A 15196-nucleotide genomic window follows, 5' to 3' on the forward strand; every position below is an offset into this window, starting at 1 on the left:
TCGGGATTATATACCCAAAGAAGTTCAAGATGCGAGGCTTAGCCACGTAATCTGGCTGCAAAAAACAGATTGCTGTAAAAGACTGGGCCGAATTAAATGAATAAAAACGACTTTTATAGCCTTTATACAGCGCTTTTTGATTGTTTATTAATTAGAACATATGGCGTTTTAAACCGGTGATATGGAGAATTTTTGTAGCAATTTCTTCAACCGAAAGATTGGTTGTATTAACGAATGGAATGCGCTCTTTTTTATACATCATCTCGACTTCTTTTACTTCGAGGCGACATTGTCTTAATGAGGAGTACCGGCTGTTTTCCATACGGCTTTGGCGAATTTCGTGTAAACGATTAGGGTCAATGGTCAAGCCAAATAATTTGGGTTTATTGCGCTTTAACGCCTCAGGCAACTTAAGATTATCCATGTCATCTTCAGTAAAAGGGTAGTTTGCAGCTCTAATAGCAAATTGCATTGACAGATATAAGCTTGACGGCGTTTTACCACAACGAGAGACACCCAATAAAATAATATCGGCTTCATCCATGTGTTTCATGGTTTGGCCGTCATCATTATCCATAGTGAAGTTAATCGCATCAATGCGGGTTTCGTAACCTTGGTTACTTTTACCATGTGTTCGGTGTAATAAAGGTTTCGCTTTCACACCTAAGTGTTGTTCGAGTGGCGCAACAAAGGTGTTCAAGAAATCGTAATCGACACATTCACTCGAAAAAATCACATTACGAATTTCAGGATTAATGATTGAGTGGAACACTAGTGGTCTTACACCTGTTGTAATAAAACAATCATTTATTTTTTGCTTAACTTTCTCTGCTAGAGGGATCGTTTCGACAAATGGAATTGTAAGTGATTCAAATTCTATAGGAAATTGTGAAAGTACCGCATGACCAAAAACCTCTGCCGTGATCGCGGTTCCATCTGAAATGTAGAATACTTTTGGTGTCATTATGACCTCTTGTAGTAATAAAATTACAAATAAAATTATAGATTTACGCGTCTTGTATGGGAGTGTAAGATGCTATTGCCCTTATGTGAAGTGGCCATTGAAATAAAAACTTGCGGAGATAAAACTGTGCAGCAATACGTACTCTGGTATCAAGATTTAGGCATGGGTGATGTAAACAAGGTCGGCGGAAAAAATGCATCCCTTGGTGAAATGATCAGCAATTTGGCTAATGCTGGGGTTCAAGTTCCTGGCGGTTTTGCGACGACGTCTCATGCGTTCAATGAGTTCCTTGAACAAAGCGGAGTTAACCAGAAAATTAATGATATTCTGGATACATTGGATGTTGATGATGTTAATGAACTGGCCAAAGTAGGTGCACAGATCAGACAATGGGTTATCGATACCCCATTTCAGCCTGCATTAGAAGTCGCCATTCGTGAAGCATATGAAAAATTGTCGAGCGAAACTAAAGACGCATCATTTGCAGTGCGTTCATCAGCGACCGCTGAAGATATGCCTGACGCATCTTTTGCCGGCCAACAAGAAACATTCTTAAACGTTAAAGGCTATGACGCCGTCATGTTAGCGATTAAGCATGTTTACGCATCATTATTTAATGATCGTGCAATTTCTTATCGTGTCCATCAAGGTTACGAACATCAAGGTGTTGCTTTATCTGCTGGCATACAACGTATGGTACGTTCAGACAAAGCGGCTTCTGGTGTTATGTTCACCATGGACACAGAATCTGGTAACAACGACGTTGTCTTTATCACTTCATCTTTTGGTTTAGGTGAAATGGTTGTACAAGGTGCGGTTAACCCTGATGAATTCTATGTCCACAAACCGATTTTAGCGCAAGGCCATCAAGCTGTTGTGCGTCGTAATATTGGCAGTAAGTTGATTCAAATGGTTTACTCTGATGATAAGGCTCATGGTAAACAAGTTAAAATCGAAGACGTTTCTGCAGAACAACGTCGTATATTCTCTCTTAATGATGCAGAAGTCATGGAACTTGCTAAGCAAGCTGTGATTATTGAAAAGCATTATGGCCGTGCGATGGATATCGAATGGGCTAAAGATGGAAACGATGGCAAACTTTATATTGTTCAAGCTCGTCCAGAAACCGTTCGCAGTCGTGAAGATGTGCAGTTAATTGAACGTTACCATTTAAAAACTAAAGGTGACGTTGTCTGTGAAGGCCGCGCTATTGGTCATAAGATTGGTGCTGGTGTTGCGAAGGTATTAACCTCGATTGACCAGATGGATCAAATTGAGCCAGGTGACGTGTTAGTTACCGACATGACAGACCCAGATTGGGAACCTATCATGAAACGCGCGAGTGCGATTGTGACTAACCGTGGCGGACGTACTTGTCATGCAGCGATTATTGCACGTGAATTAGGCGTACCTGCAGTTGTAGGTTGTGGTGATGTTACTGACCGTATTAAAACGGGCGATATTGTCACAGTATCTTGTGCTGAAGGTGATACTGGTTTGATTTATGCGGGTAAACAAGAGTTCGACGTTGTCACAAACCGCGTAGATACATTACCTCCTTTGCCAATGAAGATTATGATGAACGTCGGTAATCCTGATCGTGCATTCGACTTTGCCCGTTTACCTAACGAAGGTGTCGGTTTAGCGCGTTTAGAGTTCATCATTAACCGTATGATTGGTATTCACCCTAAAGCCTTGCTTGATTTCGACGGTCAAACTGCCGAGTTACAAGCTGAAATCAACGAAATGATATCTGGTTATGATTCTCCTGTTGAGTTTTATATAGCACGTCTAGTTGAAGGTATTGCGACTATTGCTTCAGCGTTTTATCCGAAAAAAGTTATCGTACGTATGTCTGACTTTAAGTCTAACGAATACGCAAACTTAGTCGGTGGTGATCGTTACGAGCCAGATGAAGAAAACCCAATGTTGGGCTTCCGTGGTGCCAGCCGTTATATTTCTGAATCATTCCGCGATTGTTTCGCGCTTGAATGTGAAGCAATTAAACGTGTTCGTAGCCAAATGGGCTTAACCAACGTCGAAGTTATGATCCCATTTGTACGTACGGTAAGCGAAGCATCTAAAGTAATCGAATTACTGAAAGAGCAAGGCTTAGAGCGCGGTAAAGATGGCTTGCGTGTGATTATGATGTGCGAAGTCCCATCGAATGCCTTGCTAGCAGATCAGTTCCTTGAGTATTTTGATGGTTTCTCTATCGGCTCAAATGACTTAACTCAGCTAACGTTAGGGCTTGATCGTGACTCTGGAGTTATCAGCCATTTATTTGATGAGCGTGATGATGCGGTTAAAATATTATTAGCCATGGCCATTAAAGCAGCTAAAGCCAAAGGTGCCTATGTGGGTATTTGTGGTCAAGGTCCATCAGACCATTCTGACTTTGCTGCATGGTTAGTTGAGCAAGGTATTGATTCTGTTTCACTTAACCCTGATACAGTCATCGACACTTGGTTATATTTAGCTGAACAGAATGCATAATCAAGCATAATAATTGCAATTTAATGTAATTTTTAAGTTGAATTTTATCAAAATGTTAGAAAAGCCGCTTTTTAGCGGCTTTTTTTTGTTTATAATGATTTTAATATACCAATAATTAATAAGTCCTCTATGTTACCTTTGCTATCACATAAACAAACATTAGAACCTATCTATCTAGAGTATCTTGACGCGCTAGAACAAAGCGAGTTTGAAGGTGAAATAGACAAGCGTTATAGTGCGCGGCTTATTCAGGCAACCGATAATTCGGTATATCAATTCCTACCGCAAGCTGTTATTTATCCACGACATCAACAAGATGTTGAGTTGGTGTTATCACTAGCAGCGCAGCCCAAATACAAACAAGTCACCTTTAGTGCTCGCGGCGGCGGAACAGGCACTAATGGCCAGTCATTGACTCATGGACTGATCCTCGATGTGTCGCGGCACATGAACCAAGTACTTGAGATCAACGCCAAAGAGGGCTGGGCAAGGGTACAGGCTGGGGTGATTAAAGATGCATTAAATGATGCATTGCGTCCCCATGGTTTTTTCTTTAGTCCTGATTTATCCACTTCAAACCGCGCGACCATTGGCGGTATGGTTAATACCGATGCATCTGGTGCTGGTTCATTAGTTTACGGCAAAACGTCTGATCACGTGTTAGGGATCACCAGTGTACTCATTGACGGTAGTGTACTGACCACAACACCAATAGCTCATGACAACGTTGACCAACAACCTTTCGGTGATAATCAGCTTGGTAATACCATTGCTAGCAAGGTGGCAGCAGTATGTTTGCAAAAACGCGACACTATTATTGAGCGTTTTCCAAAGTTGAATCGTTTTCTAACTGGCTATGATTTAAAGCATGTGTGGAATGATGATTTAAGCCAGTTTGATTTATCGCGTATTTTAACGGGCTCAGAAGGTACGCTTGCGGTCATTACCGAAACTAAGCTTAATCTTACTCCGTTACCAAAAACTCGCATGATGGTGAATATTAAGTACGACTCGTTTGAATCAGCATTACGTCATGCACCCTCATTAGTACAAGCCAATGCTACTGTAGTTGAAACCGTTGACTCTAAAGTGCTTAACCTTGCCCGCGAAGACATTATTTGGCACTCAGTTGCCGATCAAATTAAAGCCGTGCCCAATAAGATCATCGAAGGTCTTAATATGGTTGAGTTTGCCGGTGAAGACGATGTCGTAAAACATAAACTCGCACTGTTAGAAGAGATGCTGACAGGACAACTGAACCAACAGCAGTTCGGTTTAGTTGGTTTTCAAATTATTAGTGAAAGAAGTGATATCGACAGTATTTATGCGATGCGTAAAAAAGCAGTGGGCTTATTAGGTGCCACCAAAGGTAATCGTAAACCGCTAGCATTTGCCGAAGATACCGCCGTGCCACCAGAAAACTTAGCCGACTATATTATGGAGTTTCGTGCGTTACTCGATAGCCATAATTTACAATACGGTATGTTTGGTCATGTTGATGCTGGTGTATTACATGTTCGCCCAGCATTAGATATGTGTGATGTCGCCGATGAGCAATTACTTAAAGTGATATCTGACCAAGTGGCAGCATTAACACTTAAGTATGGCGGTTTAATGTGGGGCGAGCATGGTAAAGGTGTGCGTGGTGAATATGGTCCAGCGGTATTTGGTGACGAACTTTATGGTGTGCTTGAACAGATTAAAGGCTTGTTTGACCCTGATAATCGTTTAAATCCAGGTAAATTAGTCGCTCCGCCTCAATCTGGTCCATTGATGTTTAATGTCGACAGTGCAAAACGTGGCAGTTTTGACAGACAAATTCCGGTGCAAACCCGTGAAGCTTTTCCTGATGTGATGAACTGTAACGGTAATGGGCTGTGTTTTAATTACAGCAGTTATTCTCCTATGTGTCCGTCGTTTAAAGTCACAGGAGATAGAGTTCAGTCACCCAAAGGCCGAGCTGGATTAATGCGTGAATGGTTGCGTTTACTTGAAGCAGAAGGCGTTGATCTTGATGCACTAGCGAAGTCTAAATCATTGGGCTTGATGCAACGAATTCAAAATACCATCAACAACCAACGGGACTATGACTACTCCCATGAAGTCATGGAGTCGCTTAAAGGCTGTTTAGCCTGTAAAGCCTGTTCGGGGCAATGTCCGGTTAAAGTTGATGTGCCAAAGTTTAGAGCACAGTTCTTTAATATTTATTACAAACGCTACTTACGACCAGCCAAAGATTATTTAGTTGCTGGTATTGAAGACACATTACCGCTGATGGCAGCTATGCCAAAATTAACTAATATAGCTTCGCAAAATCCGCTGAGTAAATGGGTGATTAAAAAAGCCATTGGTTATGTCGATGCGCCGAAGTTATCCGTGCCTACGCTAAAACAGCGTTTAGACGGTCATTCGAGTCGAGGCTATGATTTGGATTGTTTGTCTGCCATCCCTGAAGCGCAGCGCAGTCAATATGTGTTGGTAGTACAAGATCCGTTTAACAGTTTTTATGATGCCGATTTGGTTTATCGGTTTATTCAATTAATCGAAAAGCTTGGCCTTAAGCCGGTATTATTGCCATTTAAACCCAATGGTAAACCGACTCACATTAAAGGCTTCTTAGACAAATTTGCTAAAACAGCGCAAAACAGTGCTGACTTCTTAAACCGAGTGCATGCCCTTGGTATGCCAATGGTGGGAATCGATCCTGCTTTAGTATTATGTTATCGCGATGAGTATAAAGAAGCCCTAGGCCAACGCCGTGGTCCATTTGAGGTGCTGTTGGCCAATGAATGGCTAACTGATGTTGTCGCGAGTCGAAATGAAGCCTCTGCATTATCAGATGATGCGCCGCAATACACTTGGTTTAGTCACTGCACAGAATCAACAGCAAAACCAAATACTGCAAATGAGTGGAAAGCGATTTTTAGTCATTTTGGGGCTAAGTTAAACAGTGTCAATTTAGGCTGTTGCGGCATGGCGGGCACTTATGGCCATGAACTAGAAAACCTTGAACGTTCAAAGCAATTATTTGAAATGTCTTGGCAGTCAAGTATTGAAAAAATGACTGAACAGAGTCAAATATTGGTTTCGGGCTATTCATGTCGAAGCCAGGTGAAACGTTTTTCCGGCTTTAAACCCCAACATCCGATAGAGGCGTTGCTTAAGTTACTGGCATAAGGATAAGCGTAATGACAGATGAAACAGCAGCATTAAGTACATTTACTCAACCTGATGGTGTGGCGCTGCGCAGTGATGATGTGCTGTTTCATATACAAGCCAATGGCGATTGGCTGTATCTAGACAGTCCGTTGCCTGCAAAGTTTGCAGCTTTGTTCAGTAGTATTTTGCATTGTATTGATGACGAGTATTTCTTAATTACGTCAGTCGAAAAAGTAAAAGTCACCGTTGAGGCATATCCATTATTGTTAGTGGATTATCAAGCTTCGCCTTCGGATACTCATTCAATTGATGAGCTGATATTTACCAGCAGTATAGGTACTCAACTTTCTGCTATTAATGTCGCAGATATTATCGTTACAGACAATGGCATATACGCACCTTTAGTGCGGGGCTTGGTGGGACAATTAAATCGAGCCTGTTATTACCGCTACATAAACGAGTATGTATCTTTTGACTCTTAAAATAGCTTCTATTAACGTATAGAGATGGTAATCTAATCCGTGTTCAGGTGTGTTTTACCTAAGTATAGATATTGTGGCTTACTTAAAAGCCGGTAAGGTCTGTACATTGAGAGATAATGACACGGATGACGATGCAGGAGATATCATTTGGAACGTTTTGAAAGTTTAAGTTATTTGATTTCCCATTTAAATATTGCCTTGCAGCAAGAACTCGATACTCGTTTAAAGCGCTATGAGTTAGACAGTAAAATTTGGCCTGTGCTATTTACGTTATGGCAAGAAGAGGGCATTAGTCAAACTGAGCTATCTAAACGTTGCGACGTAGCCAATTACACCATGACGCGGCTGCTCGATAATCTACAGGTTCAGGGGTTTATTACTCGTCATCAAGAAGCGGACAATCGTCGCTCATTTCAAATCTTTTTAACCGACAATGGTAAAGCGCTCGAACAAGATTTAATTCACGAAGCAGAGTGGGTTAATCAACACTTTTTAACGGCATTAACCGACAGTGAACAAGTTGAATTTATGCGTTTGCTGAATAAAGTGAATCATTTTAGTCAATAATATTATGGCCAGCGTTCACTTAGGTTGTGACGCTTCGTCTACACCAGAGTAAGAGGAAGCCAACAGCTGTTTACTCTTCACTCTTTGTTGAGTAAAAGTTCTTAGATTGCTAGGCCGCAATCCACTCGCCTCGATTAAAACGTTTTTATCTAGAACAAAATTCAAGCCGCTAAGATCAACATACCCTAAGTTTAGAAAAACTATTCCGTGTTAAATCTATCTTTTTAGATCTAAAAATCATCATACAAATCTAGCGTCATCCACGCTGACAAAACCTATATTCATTATCCTAGCAATGCTAGATAAATGGGTACATATTAGTCAGTATGATTTGAAACGTTGACAAAAGCGTTAGGTTTCCAAGTTAACTAAAAACCATAGACACCTCACGACAAATTATTCATGAGGGGTTAAAATATAATCAATAAGACTAAAATTTATAGGACTATTTATTATGGTTAATGTCAAAAGGGTTGTTCTGGATGTACTTAAACCTCATCAACCTAATGCACTTGAGTTTTCTCAAGCTATCGCCGAAGCTGGTGTCGATTATCGAGTTAAATTGATTGTTCTTGAAATGGATGAAAACACTGAAACGGTTCAAATAGAATTGGCTGGTAGTGCAATTGATTTTAATGCCATTCAATCTGTCATTGCCAATATGGGAGGATCTCTTCACAGTATTGATGAGGTTGAAGTTCATAATGAAACGGTTGCTGGTTAACATATTATGAGTCCGTTAAAGCAGGCCAGATTTTTACTCGATATAACCAACTCACGGGGAATTGTACGTCGTTATTTTGTTGTAAATGGCTTTGATGGTGCACTTACCATGCTCGGGTTGATAATGGGTTTTATTGTCAGTAAACCTGCCGATTTATCCATGGTTATTGGTGTCTGTCTCGGAGCAGCGATTGCACTGAGCATGAGTGGTATTAGCAGTGCTTACATCAGTGAATCTGCGGAGCGAAAATATGCCCTGGGAGAACTGGAGAGGGCAATGATTAGTGATCTCCATAATAGTGCGCATGGTGTCGCCTCGCGCTGGGTTCCCTTGTTAGTAGCATTGGTTAATGGCCTAGCACCGCTGGTCATTTCATTGTTAATCTTGTCGCCACTCTGGCTGGCCATGGCAGGCGTTAATCTTCCTCTTTCACCTCTTTATTCTGCCGTCTTTGTGGCATTGCTACTCACTTTTTTATTAGGTGTTTTTCTTGGCCGGATATCAGGGGTGACGTGGTTACGCAGTGGTATACAGGCATTGCTAGTTGCTGTATTAACCGCTTCGATTATTTACTTCTTTGTTGGAAACTAAAATGTCATCACCCAAATGGCACAGTTTACAATCTGCAGATGTTCTACAGCGGCTTGACTCATCGTTAACGGGCCTGACCATAGAACAGGCAAAAAAACGCCTAATTGAATATGGTCATAATGCGATTATCCAAAAAAAACGACGTTCGTTGCTGTTCATTTTACTCGGGCAATTTTCTGATTTCATGATTATTGTGCTGTTGGTCGCGGCAGTGATTTCGGGGTTTTTAGGTGAGCTACAAGATACTATTGCTATTCTGGTAATTGTATTACTAAATGCAATTATTGGCACCGGACAAGAGTATAGGGCTGAACGAGCTGTGGCGGCACTGCGAAAAATGGCAGCGCCAGATGCACATGTATTGCGTGATACTAATGAAGTGACCATTGACACAATAGAGCTCGTACCGGGTGATATTGTCATGCTGGAAGCAGGAAATATTGTGCCTGCTGATTTGCGTTTACTAGAAGAGGAAGATCTACAGGTTGATGAATCAGCACTGACTGGTGAATCGAGTGCAATAGAAAAGCAAACAGAACCGTTAGTTAATACTGAGTTGGCCATTGGAGACCGTTTAAATCTAGTCTTTAAGAGCAGTATGATTACGCGTGGACGAGGCAAAGGGGTCGTGGTTGCCAGTGGTATGGAAACCGAAATAGGCCAGATTGCTGGGTTGCTGCAAGATGAAACGAATGTAAAAACACCCTTGCAAAAACGATTGTCTCGTTTTGGCCGTTATCTTGCTTTGGCTGTGTTGGCAATATGTATAATGGTGTTTGTTGTAGGCTTGCTGCAAGGACAACCAATATTACTGATGTTTTTAACCTCTGTAAGCCTGGGAGTTGCAGCGATACCGGAAGCACTTCCGGCGGTGGTGACCATTTCACTAGCCCTAGGGGCGCGTAAGCTGATTCGACATAATGCGCTAGTGCGTAACTTACCCGCGGTGGAAACCCTAGGTTCAGTTACTTATATCTGTACTGACAAGACCGGCACTCTGACACAAAACCTCATGACTGCTGAGTTATTTTACGCCGCTGGTGAACTGCGAAAAGCAATGCCTGAGTCAGAAGCTAGTATTCCATGGACTGAACTGGGCCAAGCCATGGCACTAAACAATGACATCATGGTTAAAGATGGCAAACCTGCTGGTGAACCGACCGAGCTGGCATTGTTCGAAGCCGCTCACATGGCCGGTTTTGACAAGTCTATCCTTGAGCAAGCAAAGCCACGTATAGCTGTTATTGCATTTGATAGCCAACGAAAACAGATGACAACCTTGCATCAAACATCCGATGTTGTGACTGCGTACATCAAAGGCGCGCCAGAAAAAGTACTACAACAATGTATTCAAGGATTAAATAATGATGGCGCTACAGCGTTTGAAGTAGCGACTGTGTTGGCAGAGGCAACACAATTAGCGAGTAAAGGTTATCGTGTTCTGGCATTTGCAAAGCGTGAATTTAGCCGCTTGCCAGATCCACTAGAAGCAGACGTTGTAGAGCGAGAACTCACTTTTTTGGGGCTGGTGGCGCTGATTGATCCGCCGCGGCCTGAAGTACCTAAGGCTGTGAATGATTGCCTTACAGCGGGCATTATTCCAGTAATGATTACTGGCGATCACCCTGGTACCGCGTTTGCGATAGCACAACGTTTGGGTATTATTGATGACGATAGTGCGATGCTAAGTGGTGATCAGCTTGCTAAAATACCGGATGAAGAATTCTCCCGCCTAGTTGACACGATACGGGTGTACGCAAGGGTGACACCTGAACAAAAATTACGTATTGTCAAAGCGTTGCAGGAAAAAGGTGAATTTGTCGCTATGACTGGCGATGGCGTCAACGATGCACCCGCATTGAAGCGTGCGAGTATTGGCGTGGCCATGGGGTTGAAGGGAACCGATGTGGCTCGCGAAGCTTCTGATATGGTATTGCTGGATGATGATTTTTCCTCGATCGTTCGAGCGATACGGTCGGGACGGCGCACCTTCGATAATATTCGCAAATTTATCAAATATACATTGAGTTCCAATTTTGGTGAAATATTAACCTTGTTTCTGGCACCTTTTTTCGGGTTGCCTATTCCTTTATTGCCGATTCATATCCTGTGGATTAACTTAGTAACTGATGGCTTGCCGGGCCTTGCATTAACGACCGAGCCAGCCGAACCGAATATAATGAATCGTGCGCCAACGCCTCCAAAGGAAAGTATTTTTTCTCATGGTATGTGGCAGCATATTATCTGGGTGGGGTTATTTATTGGTGGAATATCCATTGTTACTATGGCTTGGGCTATTTCTCGTGATCTAGTTTACTGGCAAACGATGGTGTTTACCGTATTAACCGTATCGCAGTTGTTTCATGCACTGGCGGTTCGCAGCAATAGTACTTCATTATTGCGTACTGGTTTATTCAGTAATTTACCCATGTTAGGGGCATTTCTGCTGACGTTGTTGTTACAGATGGTGGTGATTTATACACCTGTATTGAACACTATTTTCCATACCCAGCCTTTACCAATGGCCGATTTTGCTGTCTGTATGTTTATATCTTCACTTATTCTGTTTGCCGTCGAAATTGAAAAATGGCTAATACGCCGTGGTGTTATTTACGTATAGTGCTAAAGAGGAATAGTGTTATATATAAATAGTGCGTTACCGCTATGGCCTGCGGCCACTCATGTCGTGGCGCTTCGCCCACACCAGTTTTTTCAAACTCCGTTTGAATTAACATCGCAAGGTTCCACCCTGCACGGGCCAAAAGGGGATCAACAGCAATCCCCTCTTGGATCACCCCTGCCGTTCCGGCAACATTTTCAAAGAGCGAAAAGGTCGCGACGGAAATTAATCCAGATTTTAACTTAAATTGTATGCTGCTTCGGCCCATCTTATTAATAAAGAGTGAAAATGCTAACGCTTCCGATGGTACATTTGATGTGAATGGATTCACGAATGTCGTGATGGCAGGACGCCAAAGAACGACCTGTACCGCGAAAGCTAAGCTCACATCTGATAGGCAGGATGCCTGAATGCCTTGTAGCACATGGATGTGCGAGAAAGGCCATGTGAGCATCACGCATTCTTGTATAAAGAGCCTTCAACGGCCTCAAATTCAGAGTTGAATTTATCCATTTATAGGTTACAGGCACTATCTATTTTTTGGACATAAATGTTTTAAAAAGCCAGTGTTTAAATTTACTTTTTATAAAAGTTTACCCTGACCCCACTAAATTCTCTAGCAAGCGACTAGGCTGTATTGAGCCTGTTTTCGGGAATATTACGGTCAACAAAGGCATGAATAAATTGACCTTACGAGGCCAAGCCAAAGTTAATGCCCAGTGGCAACTGTTGTACTGCCTTGTTCATAATATAGAAAAGCTGCAACACGCGATGCACTAAGAAGGGGAAGCCCTTTTTATCTCAAAAACTCACCAAACCCGCCTTACACTCCCTCTAAAAACAACAATAAATCTGCATGTTAAATAATAATCTAAACACCACTAAATAATTGAATCAAAATAGAAACTCAGATATTGTTTGTTCATTAATCAAAATGAATTTTAAAACGAGTAATTCTACAGGCTCGTTAGGCAATAGCGAATAATTCTAGAGAGAGCAATTAAATGGACATTACGGTTTCCCACAGATTATATAATTCGTTTGGTGGCCATAAATCAATATCATTGGTTTCTGCATTACTGGAATATGAAATGCCTGATTTCGGTGATGCTATACAAGAGATAGATATCACTGTTCACTTTTATCATGATGGCCCTGCGAGGAACACTCTTGAAAAAATGCAGGAAGAGTTCCACAAGAATTTAGAGAAACTTCCTAAATGTACTTTTTCCCGTAAAAAGCAACGCTTAAGTTTGGAAATTGAAGGAAAGTTCACCACAGGATATGAAATAGAAAGAAATAAAAAACCTCTGATTCAAGTCAATCCGGCATGGGTTAAAGCAACTTTAGAAGAAATCATTGGCTTTGCTCCTATCATCAATCCAAAAATCAAAAAAACAGACAATTTTGATTTTCCTGCATTTGAAGTCTATTTAAATTCTACACTTAGTACTATTCCTGATGATGTTGAGGAATTAGAAAACATTCGAGATATAGTAGCTCAACGAAGAAAAGAAGCTTTTAACAAACTAGATGACTGGAAAAAGCTCGGACTGGATTGGGAAGATTATCATCCGAAGGCGAGAGAAGTCGTGCCAATACCAAACCAATGGAGCTGTGCCGACGAATTTTCTCCAAATGGGAGTGATACGGGCGCAGATACTCTAGAAATTTTCAGAAAATGGAATAAAAGAAATGGCAATAATTCAACGCTGATTTTTCTTGCCAAATTACTGAGGGATTGGGAGATTGACATAAATGATCCATACCAGAGCGAGTATTCTTCATATACATATTTCCAAACGGTAACTGGTTTAGCATTCGCTTCTGCAAAAATAAGAGGAAAATGTGAGCAAGAATTGAAAGATAAGGCAGTAGCTGCAATCAATGAATATCTTGGCTCAATTGAAGATAAAACTGGCTGGGAATATAAAAATGAATGTAAAGAAAAACTCCACCAATCAAAGCAAACTATCGAGAAAATGCCTAACAAGGAATTTAGTGGGGTCAGCATTGCACTAAACCCGAAGCTCTAACGAACTTTTGTCCAGAAACGAGCTAGTCGTGAACAGTAAACATGCTTTTATTAATGCGTTTGTCGTTCTGATTAACTTGTATTTTATGACTCAATTCGACAGAGTGATATTATTAAAAATACGTTCGGGTCTCCAAGAACAACTTAATATGTAATGGAAAACCATCATGGCTTTTAATGATTTATTTAGACTCAGTTCTCATGCGGTAATTACTAATGATGAAGGACAGGTGTTGTTGTTAAAAGCCACTTATGGTGACAAACATTGGGGTTTACCGGGTGGTGGACTTGACCCTAATGAAACGATTCATCAGGCATTACAACGTGAATGTTTTGAAGAGTTGGGCTGTGAGGTTGACGTGCAATATCTGTCTGGGGTGTATTTTCACAGTGCGTATCAATCGCAAGCTTTTATCTTTCGCTGTGCGTTACCCCAAGCAGCGACAATACGTTTAAGCGATGAACACAGCGAGTACGCTTACGTTGCTGTTACTGAATTATCTAACATTCAGCAACAGCGAGTAAACGAATGTTTAGCGTTCAGTGGTGTGGTTCGCAGCGCAGCTTTCTAATGCGGCTTTATGCCATGTGGTTAATATTTGCATCATATCAACAGAGTCACTGAGCTGTACCAAAGGTCTAGGTACTGTGTATTGCTTGGTTTCTAATGCGTTAAGCACAGCTTCTACTTGATAGTAAAACCCATTGCCTTTAGCTTCAACATTCGCTACTTCAGCTTGTTGCTCATATAATCTCACCGTAAATTGATTACCCTGAGATTCTGGTAACCAAGGATTTGAAGTGAACTCAATACTTCCTAAGCTGCCTAAAATAGTAAAGCCTGCGTGCAGACCATAGTCTTCAGCGGTATGCAGATGACATTGCACGCCGTTGTTATAACTGACAATGGCGGTTGATTCACAAATATTACCGTCTTGGCCGCGTCTTCCGATTGCTTCAATTTGATAGTGTTGGCTTTGCTCGGTACCAAATTGTTGCTGCATGACTAATTGCATTAATGATGCTGGGTAGCAACCTAAGTTAAATAACGCCCCAAGGCTGGCGGGATTAACAAACTGGCTTATGGCTGCGCAATATTGGCCGCGGATACTTTTTACTTCACCTATCACACCAGTGGCTAATGTTTTGCTTAGCTGTTGCATTAATGGGTGAGCTAAATACATTAAGCCTTCAAGGAAAAACACCTTATTTTGCTTTACTGCAGCAAGACTTTCGATGGTTTTTGGTATATCTACAGACAATGATTTTTCACATAAAATTGCTTTACCAGCATTGGCCGCTTTGATTATGTATTCATGATGTAAATGATTTGGCAGAGCAATGTAGATAACATCGACTTCAGGACTGTTGATTAACGCATCAAAATCCTTAAATTGATGTGGAATTTGATACTGAGTGGCAAACTCTGCCAGAGTTGTGGTGTTGCGTCCGGCCACGCCAAAAATAGTACTTTGACCTTGTGCTTTAATCGCATCAGCCATTACCCCAGAGATAAAACTGGTGCCTAATATTGCCCATTTAATCGATCCAGACATTC

The 15196-nt window shown here is 41.5% G+C and carries 13 protein-coding genes; 10 read left to right on the plus strand and 3 right to left on the minus strand.

The genetic code is table 11. The features are described from left to right. Nucleotides 1-151 precede the first annotated feature (151 nt). Entirely contained in the window at nt 152-964 is an 813-nt protein-coding gene (locus FCN25_RS18645; protein ID WP_137226884.1) for a pyruvate, water dikinase regulatory protein, read from the minus strand. Nucleotides 965-1090: 126 nt separating this feature from the next. Between FCN25_RS18645 and ppsA the strand changes: the two genes are divergently transcribed. From ppsA to FCN25_RS18680, 7 genes are all read left to right on the plus strand, one after another. Continuing rightward, nucleotides 1091-3460, plus strand: a complete 2370-nt coding sequence (gene ppsA, locus FCN25_RS18650; protein WP_137227472.1) for a phosphoenolpyruvate synthase — start codon at nt 1091-1093, stop codon at nt 3458-3460. 129 nt (nt 3461-3589) lie between these two features. Continuing rightward, complete coding sequence (locus FCN25_RS18655; protein WP_137226885.1) at nt 3590-6637, plus strand: FAD-binding and (Fe-S)-binding domain-containing protein; 3048 nt, start codon at nt 3590-3592, stop codon at nt 6635-6637. A gap of 11 nt (nt 6638-6648) precedes the next feature. Next, nucleotides 6649-7101: a DUF1285 domain-containing protein gene (locus FCN25_RS18660; protein ID WP_137226886.1), complete on the plus strand. Its 453-nt coding sequence runs from the start codon at nt 6649-6651 to the stop codon at nt 7099-7101. Between the two features lie 147 nt (nt 7102-7248). Next, nucleotides 7249-7668 carry a MarR family winged helix-turn-helix transcriptional regulator gene (locus FCN25_RS18665; RefSeq protein WP_137226887.1) on the plus strand — a complete coding sequence of 140 codons (420 nt, stop codon included), beginning with the start codon at nt 7249-7251 and terminating at the stop codon, nt 7666-7668. A 454-nt stretch (nt 7669-8122) separates the two neighbouring features. Continuing rightward, nucleotides 8123-8392, plus strand: a complete 270-nt coding sequence (locus tag FCN25_RS18670; RefSeq protein WP_137226888.1) for a DUF211 domain-containing protein — start codon at nt 8123-8125, stop codon at nt 8390-8392. Nucleotides 8393-8398: 6 nt separating this feature from the next. Next, a complete protein-coding gene (locus FCN25_RS18675; protein ID WP_137226889.1) occupies nt 8399-8983 on the plus strand; it encodes a hypothetical protein in 585 nt (194 codons plus the stop codon). Between the two features lies 1 nt (nt 8984). Continuing rightward, nucleotides 8985-11603, plus strand: a complete 2619-nt coding sequence (locus FCN25_RS18680; RefSeq protein WP_137226890.1) for a calcium-translocating P-type ATPase, PMCA-type — start codon at nt 8985-8987, stop codon at nt 11601-11603. Here the strand turns inward: FCN25_RS18680 and FCN25_RS18685 are convergent. Then, nucleotides 11590-12057 carry a hypothetical protein gene (locus tag FCN25_RS18685; RefSeq protein WP_137226891.1) on the minus strand — a complete coding sequence of 156 codons (468 nt, stop codon included), beginning with the start codon at nt 12055-12057 and terminating at the stop codon, nt 11590-11592. The genes FCN25_RS18680 and FCN25_RS18685 overlap by 14 nt on opposite strands. Before the next feature lie 221 nt (nt 12058-12278). Between FCN25_RS18685 and FCN25_RS21205 the strand changes: the two genes are divergently transcribed. From FCN25_RS21205 to FCN25_RS18700, 3 genes are all read left to right on the plus strand, one after another. Then, on the plus strand, nt 12279-12383 hold the full coding sequence (locus FCN25_RS21205) for a transposase (RefSeq protein WP_254693681.1): 105 nt from the start codon (nt 12279-12281) through the stop codon (nt 12381-12383). A gap of 224 nt (nt 12384-12607) precedes the next feature. Then, on the plus strand, nt 12608-13639 hold the full coding sequence (locus FCN25_RS18695; RefSeq protein WP_137226892.1) for a hypothetical protein: 1032 nt from the start codon (nt 12608-12610) through the stop codon (nt 13637-13639). A gap of 166 nt (nt 13640-13805) precedes the next feature. Then, nucleotides 13806-14210: an NUDIX hydrolase gene (locus tag FCN25_RS18700; RefSeq protein ID WP_137226893.1), complete on the plus strand. Its 405-nt coding sequence runs from the start codon at nt 13806-13808 to the stop codon at nt 14208-14210. On the opposite strand, the gene FCN25_RS18705 is transcribed toward FCN25_RS18700, so the two are convergent. After that, a complete protein-coding gene (locus FCN25_RS18705) occupies nt 14172-15194 on the minus strand; it encodes a Gfo/Idh/MocA family protein (RefSeq protein WP_217495320.1) in 1023 nt (340 codons plus the stop codon). The genes FCN25_RS18700 and FCN25_RS18705 overlap by 39 nt on opposite strands. Between the last annotated feature and the right edge of the window lie 2 nt (nt 15195-15196).

The sequence above is a fragment of the Shewanella sp. MEBiC00475 genome (assembly GCF_005234075.1).
GTDB lineage: Bacteria > Pseudomonadota > Gammaproteobacteria > Enterobacterales > Shewanellaceae > Shewanella > Shewanella polaris.